Here is a 17,247-nt window from a genome sequence, read left to right on the forward strand (position 1 = left end):
AAATAATGAAACGCTTTCAAATGACGATGATATTAGCTACCTTGTCTCTTGTATGTTCCCTCAATGCTTCTGAAATAGAAAAAGTTAATGCTGTAATTATGCTCAATATGGAAAATGGTTTGGCAAATATTCAAAAAGGATTTTTGTACAACAATATGCCTCTTGTTCAAGAGGGCCTTGACCAAGTTGAGAAAGAAAATAGTACCTACGATAACCGTAATGCCATCAAAGCTTTCTTACCAGAAGGTAAAAAACAGATGGAAAATTTAGCGTATATCAGTTCAAAACGAGTTGAGAATGCTGCTAAAGAAATGAGGTATTATTTATCAGTAAATCAACCAAGAAAAGCACACAATGCTTTTTCTGATATGGTCAATGCTTGTACAGATTGCCACACGTTAGTTCGTGGCTGGTAAGAAAAAGAAAGTTTGAAAATGCTAAGAGAGAATGTATTCTCTTAGCGTTCTTCGTAGGCTCCAATAGAAACAATTCTCTCATAACGTTTCGCCATTCGCTCTTCGTTATTAAGCTTATCAAGTTCCTCTAAAGATTTTAAAAAATAATCACCAAGCGCTCTGGCCGCACTCTCTTTATCACGATGTGCACCAATAAGTGGCTCATCAATGATTGCATCAATTAATTTGAGTTGATAAAGATCTTCTGCAGTAATTTTCATTGCTTTGGTAGCATTTTCTTGCTTACTAGGGTCATTCCACAAAATAGCAGCACAACCTTCTGGAGAAATAACAGAAAAGACAGAGTAACGCATCATAGCAACTCTATCGCTTACTCCAATAGCTAAAGCTCCACCACTACCACCTTCTCCGATAACAACTGAGATACTTTTTGTGTTGAGTTTACTCAATTCAAAAAGGTTTTTAGCAATAGCTTCACTCTGACCTCTCTCTTCTGCTGCAATACCAGGATAAGCACCTGGAGTATCAATCAAAAAGAGAATAGGAAGATCAAATTTTTCTGCCATTTTAGCAATTCTAAGCGCTTTACGGTAACCTTCTGGATGAGGCATACCAAAATTACGTTTGATTTTATTTTTAGTTCCACGACCCTTTTGCTCACCAATAACAATGACTTTACGCTCGCCAATATACCCAATGTAAGAAACAATAGCGGCATCATCTGCAAAGTTGCGATCACCATGAATTTCATAGCTATCGCGTAAAAGAGAACGAATATAATCTAATGCATAAGGACGATCAGGATGACGTGCAAGTTGAAGTTTTTGGTATTCACTTAGATTTTTATAGGTCTTAGAAATTTCTTTTGAGAGTGTTTTCTCTAAAATCTCAACTGCATGGCTATCGCCTTTGATTTTGGCGTTAGAAATATCCTCGTCAATTTGTTTAATCCCATTCTCAAAATCCAAATAAGTCGCCACTAGAAGTCCTTACACACGCTTAAAGATAACAGAGCCATTCGTTCCACCAAAGCCAAACGAGTTACTCATTGTATATTCTGCTCTAAATTTACGCGCCACATTGGGGATGTAGTCAAGATCACAATCAGGATCTGGATTTTCTAAATTAATCGTTGGAGGTAAAATTTCATCACGCATTGCCATCAAACAAACAACCGCTTCAATAGCACCAGCTGCACCTAAACAGTGACCAATTTGACCTTTGATTGAGCTAATTTGTGGCACATTTGCACCGAAAACTTCTTTAATCGCTGCTGTTTCATTTTTATCGTTTGCTGGAGTACTCGTTCCATGCGCATTGATGTAGTCAATTTTAGGGCGTCCGGCCATTTCATATGCCGCTTTCATGGCACGAAGTGGACCATCCAAGCTTGGAGAAGTGATATGACTTGCATCGCCACTCTCACCAAAGCCAACAACTTCACCATAAATATGAGCACCACGTGCCACTGCATCTTCGTAAAACTCTAAAACAAGTGAACCTGCACCTTCACCCATAATAAATCCATCACGTTCTGCATCAAAAGGACGAGAAGCATGTTTGGGGTCATCATTGCGTGTAGAGAGTGCTTTCATAGAAGAAAATCCACCAATACCTGCTGCACAAATAGCAGCTTCAGCACCAACAACAAGCATTTTTTTAGCGCCGCCTGTCATCATTGTTTTGGTCGCATCACTAATGGCATGTGTTCCTGCTGCACAAGCCGTAACGGATGAAAGATTTGGACCTTTTAGTCCATATTCAATGGAAACCATGCCACCAAGCATATTAATGAGTGCCGAAGGGATAAAGAAAGGAGAAATTTTACGTGGACCTGCACTATTCACAATTACAGAGTTTTTCTCAATGACTACTAAACCACCAATGCCCGATGCAGAGCTCACGCCAAATGATTCAGCTTCGTAAGCCGCATCGAACTTAGCGTCAGCCATTGCTTCTTTAGCAGCTGCAAGTCCTAGTTGAATAAAACGGTCTGCTTTTTTAACCTCTTTTGGGTTCATAATAGTATTAGGATCAAAGTCAGTGATTTCGCCGGCAATGGTAACAGAATGCTCGGTTGTGTCAAACGAACTAATGCTTTTAATGCCACATTGACCTTCAACGATAGCTTTAAAAGAACTCTCTTTATCCAAACCTAATGAATTAATCATTCCAATACCAGTAACAACGACTCTTTTCAAATTTTTATCCTCTTTAGTGATCTTTTGTAGGGAAGGAGAAACCCGCAAAAGCGGGCTATATGTGTTATAAAATTATTTATGTGCTTCGATATAATCCATAGCATTTTTTACAGTAACGATTTTTTCAGCGTCAGTGTCTGGAATTTCGATGTCAAATTTCTCTTCAAGTGCCATAACGAGTTCTACAACGTCCAAAGAATCTGCACCCAAATCCTCTACAAATTTTGAATCTTCTTTTACCTCGTCAGGATTTACATTTAATTGTTCAACAACAACCGCTTTTACATCATCAAATAGTGCCATTTAATAGCTCCTTTAAAAAATTTTCACTATTTTATCAAAAAAACCTTTAATTTGAATTTGATACATGGAAACTGCCGTTTACATGTACATGCCACCATTTACTTTTAAAACTTCGCCTGTAATGTAACTTGCACTATCACTGAGTAAGAAAGCAACGGACTCTGCAATGTCTTTTGGGCTTCCAAAACGCTTGAGTGGAATTTTTGAAGTATAACTTTCTTTAATCTCATCACTCAGTTTATCCGTCATTTCTGTTGCAATAAAACCAGGTGTTACAGCATTAAAACGAATATCTCTTGCACTTCCCTCTTGTGCAAAACTTTTAGTCATTGCAATCAAGCCACCCTTACTTGCACTGTAGTTCACTTGTCCTGCATTACCGGTCTCGCCTACGATAGAAGCAATGTTAACAACACAGCCAAAACGTTTTTTGCTCATCGTTTTAAGCGCTTCCCGGCAACCGATAAATGCTGATGTAAGGTTAATATCAATCACAGAGGTAAAGTCCTCTTTTTTCATACGAATCGCTAATTTATCATTAGTAATACCTGCATTGTTCACCAAATAAGAGAGTTCTCCATCGGCATCAACAATCGTTTTAATACCTTCCACAAATGCCTCTTCATCAGCAACATCAAAACCAATCACAGCTGCAACACCACCATTTGCCTCTATCTCAGCTTTGATAGCATCCGCTTGTTCAGGGCGAGAGCGGTAATTTACCCATACTTTAAGGCCATAACTTGCAAGTGTTAACGCTATCTCTTTACCGATTCCGCTTGCTGCACCTGTGACTAAAACATTTTTTCCACTAAATTTCATTGTTTTCCTTTTACATTATTAAGTTTAAAATTCAACTATTGGTTGATCCATTTCGCGAGGAATTGGCAAACCCATCAGCTTTAATATTGTTGGAGCAATATTGTTCAATCCACCTTTTTGAACACTCTTCACACGCTTATCCATGACAAATCCATACACTTCAAATGTGGTGTGATTGGTTAGTTTTGAGCCATTTTCATTAAACATCTGCTCACAATTGCCATGATCACTGGTAAGGACAATGGAATAACCTCGCTCTTTAGCTTTTAAGAACAATCTTCCAACCTGTTCATCAACAGCCTCAACAGCTTGAATTGCAGCGTCTAAACTTCCTGTATGCCCTACCATATCGCCATTTGCAAAATTGACGACGATAAAATCATACGTCTCATCCATTGCCGTAAGAACGGCATCACCGACTTCAGGAGCACTCATTTGTGGCTGAAGGTCATATGTTTTGACTTTTGGACTGGGAACGAGCAATCTGGTTTCACCCACTTTTGGCTCTTCAATGCCACCATTAAAAAAGAAAGTGACATGCGCATACTTTTCTGTTTCTGCAGTATGAAATTGCGTAAGACCTGCACGCGAGACAACATCACAGAGTGTATTTTGAGGAGCATCCGCTTGAAACATAATAGGAAATGGATAACTGCTGTCATACTCTGTCATCGTAATACATGCAACACCATTGAGGGTACGTGAAAACTCTGCAAATTCAGAAAAGCCTATTGCGCGGGAAAGTTCACGCATACGATCGTTTCTAAAATTGGCAAAGATTACACCATCATCACTGTGCATTCCACTGTATGCTTCAAAAGCTACGGGTTCTACAAATTCATCGGTAATACCTTGATCGTACATACTTTGTAAATACTCTTTTACATGCATTATCGTTTTGGGCTTTGCATCAACCATAACACGGTACCCTTCTTTAACTCTTTCCCAGCGATTATCACGATCCATACTGAAGAAACGCCCCGATATTGAAGCAATAGTAATGTTTTCATTACAAATTGTTAAAAGCTGTTCTAAGAAAGTAATGCCCGAAGTTGGAGAAACATCGCGTCCATCGGTAATCACATGCAGATAAACTTTTTTACCTTCAGCTTCCACGATATGTGCAAGATCAATGATATGATCAATATGTGAATGCACCCCACCATCACTAACAAGTCCTATGATATGAATTGCGCCATTTACCTGTAAAAGCTCACGTAAAGCAGGATTGGATGCAAGCGAACCATCCTGCGCAGCTAAAGAGATTTTAACCAAGTTTTGGTACAAAATACGTCCACTTCCAATGCACATATGCCCTACTTCACTGTTGCCCATTTGACCTTCAGGAAGACCTACACTAAGACCTGAAGTTGCTATTAAATTGTAAGGAACTTCTTGAAAAAGCTTATCGTAGGTTGGTTTATGTGCCATTGCAAAGGCATTGGCAGTATTGCTCGTATTGTGTCCAATACCATCGGTGATAATCAGTAATGTTTTCTGAACTTCTGGTTTCAAAATCATTCCCTTTGTTATAAGCTTATAAGCAATATCTTACTAAAATGTTGCTTTTATAAAAATATATCCCTAATTACGCTGGAAACAACATACAATGTTATATGCTCTTTACAAACTTACCTCAATCAATCTGTTTCAATATATTACTGTTCGTGCAGGAATAGCCTTTTTCTTAGCCTTTGGCTTAACGATTTATTTGATGCCAAAGTTCATCAAATGGGCAAAATCCCGTAATGCAAATCAACCCATCTACTCACTAGCGCCTGAAACTCACCAAAAAAAATCCAAAACCCCAACAATGGGTGGTATAGTCTTTTTGTGTGCAGCAACGCTTTCTATCTTGATGTGCGCTCGCATGAACAATCTCTTTGTCCTCTCAGCACTAGCGTGTATTTTGCTCTTTGGACTTATTGGGATGAAAGATGATCTCTCTAAAATTTTGGGCAAAAGCAATACCGCAGGATTAACACCTCGTGGCAAACTCTTTCTACAAATTTTAGCTTCTTCGGTTGTTGCATTGATTTTATACATTGCAGTTGATCTTGACACTACTTTTTTTATTCCATTTTACAAATATCCTCTTTTTGACATGCATCTGCTTGCTCTTGGCTTTTGGGTCTTAGTGCTGATCTCTGCAAGCAATGCTGTAAACCTAACCGATGGACTTGATGGACTCGCGACTGTTCCGGCTATTTTATCCATTTTTTCTCTTGCAGTTTTTGTTTATGTCGGGGGCAATGCCTTTTTAAGTGGCTATTTACTCCTCCCAAAAGTAGGTGGTAGTGGTGAAGTAGTCATCGTGGCAACAGCCGTTATGGGCTCACTTGTCGGCTTTTTATGGTTTAACTGCTATCCAGCAGAAATCTTCATGGGTGATAGTGGAAGCCTTAGCATTGGGGCATTTATAGGTTATATGGCTATTATCTCTAAAAATGAAATTTTACTTCTTTTAATCGGTTTTGTATTTGTTTTAGAGACCGCTTCGGTTATTTTACAAGTTGGAAGTTTTAAAACACGCAAAAAGCGTATCTTCCTTATGGCGCCAATCCACCATCACTTTGAAGTGAAGGGCTGGCCAGAAAACAAGATTATCGTGAGATTTTGGATTATAGCTCTCATGTCAAATCTTTTAGCACTTACGGCATTGAAAATCAGATGATAACACTATTTGGACACGGAAAAACAACCACAGCGATCGCAAAACGCTTCGCAGGACAATGTCAAATTTTTGACGATGGATTTACAATTAATGATAAAGATGCTTTTGGCAATCTCTTATTGCCCCCATCAGAATTTGATCCAAACACAAGCGATGTAGAGATACCAAGCCCAGGATTTCCAGCACACCATCCTTTAATTCAAAAAGCACACAATGTGGTCAGTGAATATGACTTTTTTAAAGAGCAAATGCCTTTTAGCATTTGGATCAGCGGAACCAATGGCAAAACTACTACGACGCAAATGTGTGAGTTCCTCTTGCAAAAACAAGGCGCTCAAGCAGGTGGAAACATTGGTACACCCTTAGCAGAACTCAGTGAAAAAGCACCAATTTGGATTTTAGAGACCAGTTCTTTTACCTTTCACTATACGAAAGTGACTGCTCCTGATATTTATCTACTTCTTCCTATTAAACCAGACCATCTGACCTGGCATGGCAGTATGGAAGCATATATCGAGGCAAAACTTTCTCCACTAGCACGTATGAGAGAAGGAAGCGTTGCTATCTTGCCAAAAGCGCATGCCAACGTAAAAACACTCGCGCATGTAATCGCCTATGAAAATGAACATGATTTGGCACAACAAATGGGTATAGACATTACACAAGTAAGCTTTAAAACACCATTTTTACTCGATGCTGTCCTTGCAATGAGCGCGCAAAAAGTCCTTTTAGATACTATAGATTATGATCTTATTAACACCTTCAAAATCGATCATTATAAAATCGAAGAATTTAGAGATACCCAAGGTCGTCTTTGGGTCGATGACTCTAAAGGAACGAACGTTGACGCAACGATTGAAGCACTTAAACGCTATAAAGATGATGAAATTCTCATTGTATTAGGTGGTGATGACAAAGGTGTTGATCTGCAAGAACTCTTTGACTTTATGAGACCTTTAAACGTAACTATTTTCGCTATTGGTACCAATACAGATAGACTTGCATCTTTTGCGCTAAAAGAAAACATCAAACTTCATAAATGTTTTGTGATTGAAGAGGCAATGAAACAAATTCATGCCGTTCATACAACCAAAAGTGTAGCCCTACTTTCACCAGCAGCAGCGAGTTTAGACCAATTTAAATCCTATGCTCACAGAGGTGATCGATTCAAAGAATTAGCTTTAGCCTAGTTATAAGCTAGGCTTAAAGTTTTTAAGCTATAATTTCAACTCTTCAAAAGTGTGGCTGGATAGCTCAGTCGGTAGAGCAGGAGACTGAAAATCTCCGTGTCGGCGGTTCGATTCCGTCTCCAGCCACCACTCCACTAAAATCAATCAATCTTAAACACTCTCAAAACAACGATAAAATCGAAACTTTAAAGTTAATTCTAATACTAATCAACTTAAAACACTCTCAATGTATCTTATGCCTTTTGGTACATTCTATGGTACTATGTACCAAAGTATCAAAATAGCACCTAAAAAATGTACCAAAATAATCTTCAATCATTACTGCCCATTTAGGCGTTCACTTGTCTTCGCTAAGTACCTATTTATCGAGCTTTTACCGTTCATTTTTATTGCTGTTTTCTGTCGTACTCTTTTGCTGTTGATTTTTTGTTCCTTTTAGTGTTGTATTATGCTCATCAAGTAGCATTATATCGCTATTATAGTGTGTCCCCTTTTGCATTCCCAAAGTGTTGCATTTTGATGTGGATTTTTTCACAAAAAAACAAGCTTTAGCAAAATGGTTATGCTTGAAACTTTTATCAAAAGTGTAACTTTAGCTATCAGTATAACTTAATGTGCTACTTCGGATAAAATAAATCTTGCTTAATACTTCCAAAACATTGTATTTGTGGTCTGATTGAAAAAGTGTAACTTTAAGCTATTGGTATTATGGTAACGCTCTTGAGAACTTCCAAAAGAATGAAGCCAAAGAAACAAAGGGCGAAAAGAGATTTGATGATAACATAAACGGTTTTTCTATTAAGTTGAAGCACTTTTGAAAGTTCGGTAATGTTTGGCTTTCCATTTGCTTTTACATATAAATATAAACACTCTTTGACTCGTTGCATATTTTGGACGTGTTCGACTTTCTTTTGAAGTTCTCACCATCTCTTAATCTCTCTTTCACTTCGTTGGGGGGGGTGCAATGGCTTCGATATGTTTCCAGAAACAAACAGAAAAGCCCCTAAAGACTTCTTTAGCATTTCCAGACAAACACTAAGTTTATCTTTTAACACTTCGTTCATTTTAAGGGCTGTGGTGTTCATTATTTCACGATTTAAAAGCTCTTTTCTTTGTAATCACATACTGTACCAAACCAAACGCTTATAAACTTCTTTTTTGAGTGATGTAATACTCAGTCTAATATGGCTTTGGAATGACCCAAAATACTAGAGTTCAAATGGTCCATAATGGCCTTATAAAAGAGAACAAGAGAGGAAAGTGTTTCATGGAAAATCGAACAAGGTATAGTGAAAATTTAAGCAAGAGGCTGTAAATCAAGTTATTAAAAATGGCTATCCAAGAAAGACACTGCAAAAAGTTAGCAGTACATCCTGATTCGATGAACATGGATAACAATCTATAGTCATCCACAAAGTATCACACAACATCAAGCATCAAAAGACTTGGCTTCTGAAAATCGAAAGCTCAAAGTGGAACTAAAAATAGTTACGGAAGAGCGTGATATTCTAAAAAACGCAACGTACTTTGCCAAAAAACAAAAGTAAAGTACGCCTTTATCAAAGAGTATGAGCCATTCTAGCCTGTACGAAGAATGTATAAAACATTGCAAGTTTATTTTAGTGGTTATTAGGTATAGAATAAACACCTAGAATCAAACCGTGACATTGATAATAAAATTATATTTATAAATATTAAAGATAATTATGAGTACAGTAGCGTATCTATGGTTATCGGAAGTAGCTAAAGACTTGCTGACATTAGGTATGAGCGTTAATAAAAAAAGAGTCACCAGACTTATACTCATAGCCAAACTCTTTGGGGTAATGGCATTTTTACTCAATCTATCAGCTAAAACTTCTTTATGATCTTAATTTCACCTTTTTTTAACACTCAACTTCTTCCAAAAAATTGAAAATTGATTTTAACCAATTTAACTTGGTCTTTAAGGTTTTAAATCAAAATGTAACTCTCAAATTACATTTTAACTATCGAGTTTAGCACTTCGTCTGACACCAAAAATTATTCTAGTAACTTCCTTTTTTTTTCAATACTACCAGTACTGTTTTGATAAGAATTTGGATATCTAATTCTATAGACCAATTTCTTACATACCAAACGTCAAGTTGGACTCTTTCATCATATTCTATATCATTACGTCCACTTACTTGCCATAAGCCCGTAATACCTGGCGTTACTGCTGTAAAATATTCAAAATATTCTCCATACTTTTCTATTTCTTGCTCAACAATAGGTCTAGGTCCAACTAAAGACATTTCCCCCTTTAAAACATTCCATAGTTGAGGTAGTTCATCTAAAGATGTTTTTCGAAGAAACTGACCAATTTTTGTTATACGTGGATCATTTTTAAGTTTAAAATCACTTTCCCACTCTACCTTACTTTCTATGCATGAATCTAAAAGCCATTTTAATCGTTCATCTGCATCAAGATACATTGTTCGAAACTTATAGACTTTAAATTTACGACCTCTAAATCCTATACGTTCGTGCGAGAAGATAGGATGGCCTTTTGTGGCCGTATACACTAAGCTATAAAGCCAAATAAAAAAAGGAGACAAAAGGATAAGTCCTATAAAAGCGACACCGATATCAAATCCTCGTTTCATAATTTGATCCAGAGGACTTAAAAGGTTATTTTTAATATAAAAAGCCATACCTTTATGATGAATGGAACTAATCAAATCACCATTAATAATTGAAAGTCGTGTCATCTTTGGCAACACAATGACTTTTCTGACATAACGTTGTATATAATTTACCATTATATTGAGATCAAATAACTCATTGGATTCTAAATCAATCACTACGGAATTAAACTGTTTTTGATCAATAACTTTATCAATCATTCGATTCACTTCATCATTTGCTAGATCTGTAACATTAATAATTTCTTTTAGCTCATAACCAAAAGGGTTTCCTTTAGCAAACCAAGATGAAATATTTTTTAATCCCTCATCATCACAAATGGCAAATATAGGCTCTCGAAAATAATTAAATTTAAAAAAGAATTTTTTCAAATAATATGCCCACAAAGGATTAAAATTATTCAGAAAATAAAAAATAAAAATCGTTACCATGGATATAGAATCTGTCATTTTAGTAATAGCAGCAACAGTCAATGTCATAATAAGTGCAAGAATATTTGCTTTTAATGAAAGTGTAACTGCATTAACAGTTACGATTCGAGTTGTCATTAACTTTTGGTAAAAATAAGATGCCAAATAAACAAAAATCATCCAACTGTATGATGATATAATATCTAATGGCTCTATCTCAAAGAAAATATCTGCTAAAATTAATGTCAAATAAAGATTTACTATAAAATAGATTAAACTAATCGAAAATTTAAGAATAAAAAAACGCATCAGTACCCTTTACATTGATAATTATAAAAATTTATAAGCAATATATTTCATCAAAGAAAGAAGAATAGAACGTGGTATATCTAAAGGAGATTTTTTTAATAGATACATTAGTTCGGCAACTGCTTGTTTTATACCTGTAGATTCTACTTTTGTGTATTGACTTACTACATCTAAAATCCAACTATTATCTTTAAAAAAATTTCTTATTGTTCGATAACGTTTCCACACATCTTGATATGTAAAATTGTGGGAATGGTACACTTTGGCTTCTGCAATATAAGCCACCTTTTTACCATCCATAATAGCACGTGCTGCAAACTCCATATCTTCATTGGTACAAAGATCTTGTTTAAAACCACCCACTTCTTTAAAATAACTTGCTCTATACATTGCACAACTATCAGAATTAAAAAAAGTTTTGATACCCATCGTTGGTAAATCTTCTTTTGATTTCACTTTTGAAATAGCTGGGTAGTTGACAGTACGAGCAAACACTTCTATAGTATCAGCATTTTCATAAGGTATCTGCCTTGCATAAGCTACCATTATAGCAGGATCTTTAAAAGCTTTAAGAAGATTTTTCACCAGATGTCCATTGTGAGGCATAGCATCTTGTGTCATAAAAAGATAAAAGTCTGCTTCATAATTCAAGGCAAGATTTCGTGTATTAGAATGGTTAAATTCAAATTGTGATATCTCTATAATTTGACCATTTTCAACAGTTATACTCTTGCTTCCAGAATTTATCAAAATAAGTTCTAAAGACACACTCTGTTTCTGCAATAGAGGAATGATGGTATCCATAAATATTGCTTTAGGATTAAAAATGGGAATGAATATAACAATCTTCATGTGAACAAAATCAATCCAAGATTCCTCATAAAACCATTTTTCCAGATTTTATATTCGAACAGTACTTTTAGCTTTTGGTATTTATTTAACTTATCCAATGCTGAAAATTCATCTAACATTTTTCTATCACATTCATTTAGTTCTTTACCATATAGTTCTAAAAAAGCTTTGCTTTGTACTATGTATTTTTCAAATGAAGGCTTAGCAAAAATTTTTTTGACAAAATATTTAAGCCCATACTGTTTTGCGCCAGTATCATTTTTTTCATGTTGTCTATATAACATTAAAGGCTCATCAATATAAGCTATTTTTCCCAATGTAGAAGCCACCATAGCTATCCACCAGTCATGCATGATAGCCTCATCTGGTATCATTTTTACTTTTTCTGCTAAGGCTTGATTAATCATCATCGTACATCCAGTAACGACATTGTGCAATAAAAGGCGATTTAAATTGTCTTTTGCTGGGTCTATATTTTGATACTTCCAAAATGACTGTGAAATAGTTGCCATATTTCTATCTGTTACCACTAAATCACTATGAATTAAAATAGGCATATTTTCACCATAAATTTTTTCAAGCTGAACCATTTTTTGATACGTTTTTGCTATTTTATCTTGATGCCATATATCATCTTGGTCACAGAACATGAAATATTTTATAGGCAGTAATAATGCTTGATTAAGCAGAGAATTATAACTTTGCTTAATCCCCATGTTAAATTTGTTAGCTGAATACATAATAGGTAAGTTTGTTTTCTCAATTAATTCCTGTATAACTACCCTACTATTATCAGTTGAATGATCATCAATCACAAAAATGTATTCTGATTGCAAAGATTGATTTTCAATAGATTGAAATTGCTCAATTAAATATTTTTCACCGTTGTAAACTGAAATACAAACTGCGATCATGTAAGCTGCTTTAGTTTATTGAGAATAACTTGCATTCTATTATGCCAAGAATGTTTCTGAATAAAACTTTCACGCGACATAAAAGATTCTTGAATTAGCATATCATTACAACAAGTTAAAATATTGTGGTAAGAAGAATAATTATAATAAAAATGAACAAATTCTCGAAATTTTTCTAATTCAGGATAAAAAATGGAAATAATACTTTTGCCTGATGCGATATATTCATAAAGCTTTACGGGATCAACCGCTTTGATAAGGTTTGTGAGCTTAAATGGCATAATTAAAATATCTGAAGATTGCATACAAGTATACATAAAACGATGTTGGATAGTTCCTAAATAAATTAATCTCTCATGCTTAAAAAGACTCATGTTCTGTTCAATAGGCCCTATTAAAAAATAGACTATTCGAGGGAAATCATGAAGACTTTTTTCCACAATTTCAAGATCAAACCAATTTGAAATTGTTCCGATATAAGTCAAAACTATATAGCCTTCTTTTTTGTAATGTTGATACAATTGTGTAATGTCATGCTCTTCAAAATATTGATGTGCAAAGTTTATATCCATCGCATTGGGAATGATTTCAAATGGCTTATCTTTCAATAAAATGTTGCTTAACAATTTACGTCTATATAGTTCTACAGATGAAAATAGAATGAGGTTGCTCCTTGAAAGCACTCTTTCTTCAATACTTCGTAAATTATTGCCATCCTCTATTGTAAGTTCAAATTCCAAAACATCATCCATGCAATCATAGATGATGTTTTGTTTATTGTGAATAAGCGATTCAATATAGGGGAAAAGGCGTAAATCAGTCAACCAAACAAATTCATAGGTATGGATTTTATACAAATATTTTAATAGAAATTGAACATACAGAGAATTCACCATTCTTATAATTCTAAAGCGTTCATATGGTAATTTTAGTAGTGTTTTGATGTTTACATTTGTTTTATTAAATGATAAATTGGAAGTTCGATATGCTTTTGGCACAAGTACATCAACAAGCATATGCGCACTTAATTCTTCCGCTAAAAAATGTGGTCTTTGCTTAACCCAATTCCAAGGAACATGCATAATATATAATATTTTTTTCATTAAAAATTCATACTTTTAATAAAATCAACAATCTTTTTACATGCTTGTCCATCACCATATGGGTTATGTGCTTTACTCATTTTTTCATATTCTTGTTCGTTATCTAACAGCTTTTGAGCTTCATTAACAATCATGTCTATATTGGTACCTACAAGCTTTACTGTTCCAGCTTTCACAGCTTCTGGTCGTTCTGTTGTATCACGCATCACAAGAACAGGCTTTCCTAGCGAGGGAGCTTCCTCTTGAACTCCTCCACTATCGGTGATAATCAAATAAGATTTATTCATCATGTAAACAAAACTTTCATATTGTAAAGGCTCAATAAGATAAATGTTAGCTATTCCTGCAAGAATATCTTGTACAGGCTGCCTAACATTTGGATTTAGATGAACGGGATAAACAATATCTATATGTGGGTTTTTCAAAGCCAATATCTTTAAAGCCTTGCAAATATCAATAAAACCTTGTCCAAAGTTTTCTCGTCTATGCCCCGTCACTAAAATAATTCTTCGATTTTCTTCAAAGGTATAATATGGACTAATCTCTCGAACAATTTTTTCTTTTAATATTTTATTATGTTGAATTTTATCAAGCATAAGAAGAAGAGAATCTATAACGGTATTTCCTGTCACGATAATATTATTTTCATTTTTCTTTTCTGATAAAAGATTTTCTCTACTTATATTGGTTGGAGTAAAATGGTACGCTACTAAAATACTCGCCATTTGTCGATTTGCTTCTTCTGGCCAAGGGCTATATATGTCGTATGTTCTTAATCCAGCCTCAACATGTCCAATTGGAATTTTATGATAGAACGCCGCTAAACTTGCTGAAAAGGTTGTTGTTGTATCACCATGCACTAGAACAATATCTGGGCGAAAATCATCTAATACTATTTTCATCCCTAAAAGTACTTTTGAAGTAATATCAAATAAATCTTGACTGGATTTCATGATATTTAAATCATACTCAGGCTTAATTTCAAAGAGTTCAAGAACTTGGTCTAACATTTCCCGGTGCTGAGCAGTAACACAAACTCTCATATCAATCGTTTTTTCTTTTGCAAACCCTTTAATTAAAGGAGCCATTTTAATGGCTTCAGGTCGTGTCCCAAACACAATTAAAACTTTTTTCATTCTTTAATTTTCCTAAAACTTTTTTGGAAGAATCTATCCAATTCAATTTGTAAGGCTTTATTTTTTGCATTTCCAAACAATGAAAATCCATATATTTTGATTGGTGTTTGATCATGTGAAGTCAAATAAAAAACACCTGTCTTTGCTCCTAATGGTATATCTTTTAAAAGAGATGAATTATATGTAGCCCTATCTTCTGCTAAACTAAAAGGAATTAATGAAGTACCAAGGAATTTTCCATTCTCATCAAGCCAATTAATTTGAAAACGTGCCATGGCAGGTTGTGTTATATCAGCTTTTGCTACATCTAAATTAATTTTATATTCGTCACTCTTCACTTCAAATACTCTCACTTGAGGCTGAGTCGCTGTAACCATTATAGGATCTATTAATGTCTCATGTAGAATAGGTTTAAGTTGTTGTTTTACTTTGTACAATATGTGCGTATCTGATTCATAAAATACTTCTAAATTAACTTTGATAGAATCTATGTTAGGATCAAAAAGCTCTGAAAACTTTATTGGGAAACGCTTATCTATCATATAGTAATGAAAATTTAATAAAAATTCATCGGGAGATAAAGACTTGTTTATCACTTTATCAACTAAATATGTGTTGTACCAATCCAAGGAATAAAATTCCCCGGAGAACACTCCTCGATAAGGATCATTATTTGATAATACTCGCATTTTTTCTGCATATGGTATCATTGAAAGAACAGAAGTATTGTCAATTCGAGCTAATCTATTATCTGGTGTGAGCATCTCTTTTTTAAAGCCAAAATAATTCTTGGAAGTATAAATTCTCTCTATTTGCACTACTCCTAATGGCAAAATAATCAAAAAGAAAAACACTTTAGAATATTTGTGTGTTGTCAAAATATAACTAATAGGGATAATACATAAGATTAATGAGCCCATAAAATATCGAATGTTATAGGTAAATTTTGTTGCAATCCAAAATGACAATAAGCTTGCGAAAACAAAAAATATCAAGCGCTTTCTAGGAGCATATTTTGCAAAATATATCAATACCACACACGGTAATAATAAAATAAAAAATCCAACACCACCTTTTAGCATTTCAATATTATTGGTTGTTTCAAAAACGATAGAATAAAGAGAATGAAAGTTAAAGCCTAATGGATTTTTATAGAAAGGATCTAAAAAATGAGCCTGATTAAAATAAGGGCTTTTAAATACCTCATTCATAAATGGAAACAAAGGGTTTCCCGTTTTATACCAAATAACACCCATGACAGGAACAAAAGGTAAACAGGCTACCATACAACTTTTCACAATAAGCCATAAATCATTTTTCACAAAATACTTATGCTGAGACAATAACTGATACACTGCATACATCATTAACGGAATAAGATAATAAAACGCTGTTTGTTTTGCAAACATACCAAGTCCAGCTAAAAAGCCCAATGCAATCAAATTCTTTCTCAAGCTAAAAAGACTTCTATATTGTATAAGCAAATAAGCAATAAATACAAAATATAAAGGATAGATATCAACGTAAAGAATCGTCGATAACGAATAAAAAAGCGGTGTAGTTAAATATAATATCGCGATACTCGCAATAAATAAATTGTGTCTCGAAATAAATGAAGCGATTCTTAACAAGCAGATCAGTAGTAGAAAAGAAATCAGTAAGTTCAGTAATACAATGGCTTTTGTACCATTCAATGCCAAAAGATACGTATAAAGCATATGAGGCAATAAAGCATAATCCCCATACACAATTGTTTCAAGAACATTATACGGATAGTACATATGATTTATAATTTGAAAAGGAATAGCTATATGCTTAACTAATGCATCATACTGCATTATAGGATAGGATGCTGGTATAACATAGCACACTGTAGCAATAGACAAAATAACTAAAATTAAGCTATTTTTCTCATATGTATCAAGTAAGTTCCTTTTACAATCACTCACGATAAGGAAAATTTTACTTTTTTGTAAATATATTAAAAATATACTAGCAACGAGGTAAACACTTTTATGATTAATTTTATAAAATGTACTAAGCCATACCAAGCATCCTAGCATTCCAATACCAAGTGCAAGTTGTATTAATCCTTTATCCATTTTAGATACGTGAATATTAAAAACACTACCCAACCCCAATGCGGTACAAATAAAAATTGCTAATAGTGCAACATCATAAGCAATATTAAAATAGAGCACTTCAGCTAAAAAACTTAAAATGATTAATATAAAAAACGCTTTTTTCATC

15 protein-coding genes and 1 tRNA gene are annotated in these 17,247 nt (G+C 34.4%); 5 read left to right on the forward strand and 11 right to left on the reverse strand.

Going from position 1 to position 17,247, the window contains the following annotated elements; all coding sequences use genetic code 11:
- Positions 1-5: 5 nt before the first annotated feature.
- Positions 6-416: a hypothetical protein gene (locus V7Q04_RS08615; RefSeq protein WP_333804592.1), complete on the forward strand. Its 411-nt coding sequence runs from the start codon at positions 6-8 to the stop codon at positions 414-416.
- Between the two features lie 41 nt (positions 417-457).
- On the opposite strand, the gene accA is transcribed toward V7Q04_RS08615, so the two are convergent.
- The 5 genes from accA to gpmI form a co-directional block, all read right to left on the reverse strand.
- Positions 458-1,396, reverse strand: coding sequence for an acetyl-CoA carboxylase carboxyl transferase subunit alpha (accA, locus tag V7Q04_RS08620; RefSeq protein WP_333804593.1), 939 nt, complete (start codon positions 1,394-1,396; stop codon positions 458-460).
- Between the two features lie 9 nt (positions 1,397-1,405).
- On the reverse strand, positions 1,406-2,617 hold the full coding sequence (locus V7Q04_RS08625) for a beta-ketoacyl-ACP synthase II (protein WP_333804594.1): 1,212 nt from the start codon (positions 2,615-2,617) through the stop codon (positions 1,406-1,408).
- Between the two features lie 72 nt (positions 2,618-2,689).
- On the reverse strand, positions 2,690-2,920 hold the full coding sequence (gene acpP, locus V7Q04_RS08630; protein ID WP_333804595.1) for an acyl carrier protein: 231 nt from the start codon (positions 2,918-2,920) through the stop codon (positions 2,690-2,692).
- Positions 2,921-2,998: 78 nt separating this feature from the next.
- Positions 2,999-3,742: a 3-oxoacyl-ACP reductase FabG gene (gene fabG / locus V7Q04_RS08635; protein ID WP_333804596.1), complete on the reverse strand. Its 744-nt coding sequence runs from the start codon at positions 3,740-3,742 to the stop codon at positions 2,999-3,001.
- 24 nt (positions 3,743-3,766) lie between these two features.
- Positions 3,767-5,263, reverse strand: coding sequence for a 2,3-bisphosphoglycerate-independent phosphoglycerate mutase (gene gpmI, locus V7Q04_RS08640; RefSeq protein ID WP_333804597.1), 1,497 nt, complete (start codon positions 5,261-5,263; stop codon positions 3,767-3,769).
- 88 nt (positions 5,264-5,351) lie between these two features.
- Here gpmI and mraY point away from each other — a divergent pair, with 88 nt between their 5' ends.
- The 4 genes from mraY to V7Q04_RS08660 all read left to right on the forward strand — a co-directional run bounded on the left by mraY (position 5,352) and on the right by V7Q04_RS08660 (position 9,474).
- On the forward strand, positions 5,352-6,416 hold the full coding sequence (gene mraY / locus V7Q04_RS08645) for a phospho-N-acetylmuramoyl-pentapeptide-transferase (protein WP_333804598.1): 1,065 nt from the start codon (positions 5,352-5,354) through the stop codon (positions 6,414-6,416).
- Complete coding sequence (gene murD, locus V7Q04_RS08650) at positions 6,413-7,606, forward strand: UDP-N-acetylmuramoyl-L-alanine--D-glutamate ligase (protein ID WP_333804599.1); 1,194 nt, start codon at positions 6,413-6,415, stop codon at positions 7,604-7,606. The genes mraY and murD overlap by 4 nt, the downstream gene beginning before the upstream one ends.
- A gap of 53 nt (positions 7,607-7,659) precedes the next feature.
- Positions 7,660-7,735 (forward strand) — tRNA-Phe (locus V7Q04_RS08655).
- A gap of 1,577 nt (positions 7,736-9,312) precedes the next feature.
- Positions 9,313-9,474 (forward strand): hypothetical protein, encoded by a 162-nt coding sequence (locus tag V7Q04_RS08660; protein ID WP_333804600.1) that lies wholly within the window; start codon positions 9,313-9,315, stop codon positions 9,472-9,474.
- A 159-nt stretch (positions 9,475-9,633) separates the two neighbouring features.
- On the opposite strand, the gene V7Q04_RS08665 is transcribed toward V7Q04_RS08660, so the two are convergent.
- Genes V7Q04_RS08665 through V7Q04_RS08690 form a run of 6 tightly spaced genes read right to left on the reverse strand, consistent with a single transcriptional unit; the run spans position 9,634 to position 17,246 of the window.
- A complete protein-coding gene (locus tag V7Q04_RS08665; RefSeq protein ID WP_333804601.1) occupies positions 9,634-10,992 on the reverse strand; it encodes an exopolysaccharide biosynthesis polyprenyl glycosylphosphotransferase in 1,359 nt (452 codons plus the stop codon).
- A 21-nt stretch (positions 10,993-11,013) separates the two neighbouring features.
- Positions 11,014-11,844, reverse strand: a complete 831-nt coding sequence (locus V7Q04_RS08670; protein ID WP_333804602.1) for a glycosyltransferase family 2 protein — start codon at positions 11,842-11,844, stop codon at positions 11,014-11,016.
- Entirely contained in the window at positions 11,841-12,758 is a 918-nt protein-coding gene (locus V7Q04_RS08675) for a glycosyltransferase family 2 protein (protein WP_333804603.1), read from the reverse strand. The genes V7Q04_RS08670 and V7Q04_RS08675 overlap by 4 nt, the downstream gene beginning before the upstream one ends.
- A complete protein-coding gene (locus V7Q04_RS08680; RefSeq protein WP_333804604.1) occupies positions 12,755-13,861 on the reverse strand; it encodes a hypothetical protein in 1,107 nt (368 codons plus the stop codon). The genes V7Q04_RS08675 and V7Q04_RS08680 overlap by 4 nt, the downstream gene beginning before the upstream one ends.
- On the reverse strand, positions 13,861-14,997 hold the full coding sequence (wecB, locus tag V7Q04_RS08685; RefSeq protein ID WP_333804605.1) for a non-hydrolyzing UDP-N-acetylglucosamine 2-epimerase: 1,137 nt from the start codon (positions 14,995-14,997) through the stop codon (positions 13,861-13,863). The genes V7Q04_RS08680 and wecB overlap by 1 nt, the downstream gene beginning before the upstream one ends.
- Positions 14,994-17,246 (reverse strand): glycosyltransferase family 39 protein, encoded by a 2,253-nt coding sequence (locus tag V7Q04_RS08690; RefSeq protein WP_333804606.1) that lies wholly within the window; start codon positions 17,244-17,246, stop codon positions 14,994-14,996. The genes wecB and V7Q04_RS08690 overlap by 4 nt, the downstream gene beginning before the upstream one ends.
- Position 17,247: the final 1 nt, after the last annotated feature.

The sequence above is a fragment of the Sulfurospirillum sp. genome (assembly GCF_036802865.1).
In the GTDB taxonomy this organism is placed as follows: domain Bacteria; phylum Campylobacterota; class Campylobacteria; order Campylobacterales; family Sulfurospirillaceae; genus Sulfurospirillum.

Excerpts from the sequence above, each read along its gene's own strand:
- V7Q04_RS08615 (WP_333804592.1), top strand. The coding sequence starts at position 6 with ATGAAACGCTTTCAAATGACGATGATATTAGCTACCTTGTCTCTTGTA.
- acpP (WP_333804595.1), bottom strand. The coding sequence starts at position 2,920 with ATGGCACTATTTGATGATGTAAAAGCGGTTGTTGTTGAACAATTAAAT.
- fabG (WP_333804596.1), bottom strand. The coding sequence starts at position 3,742 with ATGAAATTTAGTGGAAAAAATGTTTTAGTCACAGGTGCAGCAAGCGGA.
- gpmI (WP_333804597.1), bottom strand. The coding sequence starts at position 5,263 with ATGATTTTGAAACCAGAAGTTCAGAAAACATTACTGATTATCACCGAT.
- mraY (WP_333804598.1), top strand. The coding sequence starts at position 5,352 with ATGTTATATGCTCTTTACAAACTTACCTCAATCAATCTGTTTCAATAT.
- murD (WP_333804599.1), top strand. The coding sequence starts at position 6,413 with ATGATAACACTATTTGGACACGGAAAAACAACCACAGCGATCGCAAAA.
- V7Q04_RS08660 (WP_333804600.1), top strand. The coding sequence starts at position 9,313 with ATGAGTACAGTAGCGTATCTATGGTTATCGGAAGTAGCTAAAGACTTG.
- V7Q04_RS08665 (WP_333804601.1), bottom strand. The coding sequence starts at position 10,992 with ATGCGTTTTTTTATTCTTAAATTTTCGATTAGTTTAATCTATTTTATA.
- V7Q04_RS08670 (WP_333804602.1), bottom strand. The coding sequence starts at position 11,844 with ATGAAGATTGTTATATTCATTCCCATTTTTAATCCTAAAGCAATATTT.
- V7Q04_RS08675 (WP_333804603.1), bottom strand. The coding sequence starts at position 12,758 with ATGATCGCAGTTTGTATTTCAGTTTACAACGGTGAAAAATATTTAATT.
- V7Q04_RS08680 (WP_333804604.1), bottom strand. The coding sequence starts at position 13,861 with ATGAAAAAAATATTATATATTATGCATGTTCCTTGGAATTGGGTTAAG.
- wecB (WP_333804605.1), bottom strand. The coding sequence starts at position 14,997 with ATGAAAAAAGTTTTAATTGTGTTTGGGACACGACCTGAAGCCATTAAA.
- V7Q04_RS08690 (WP_333804606.1), bottom strand. The coding sequence starts at position 17,246 with ATGAAAAAAGCGTTTTTTATATTAATCATTTTAAGTTTTTTAGCTGAA.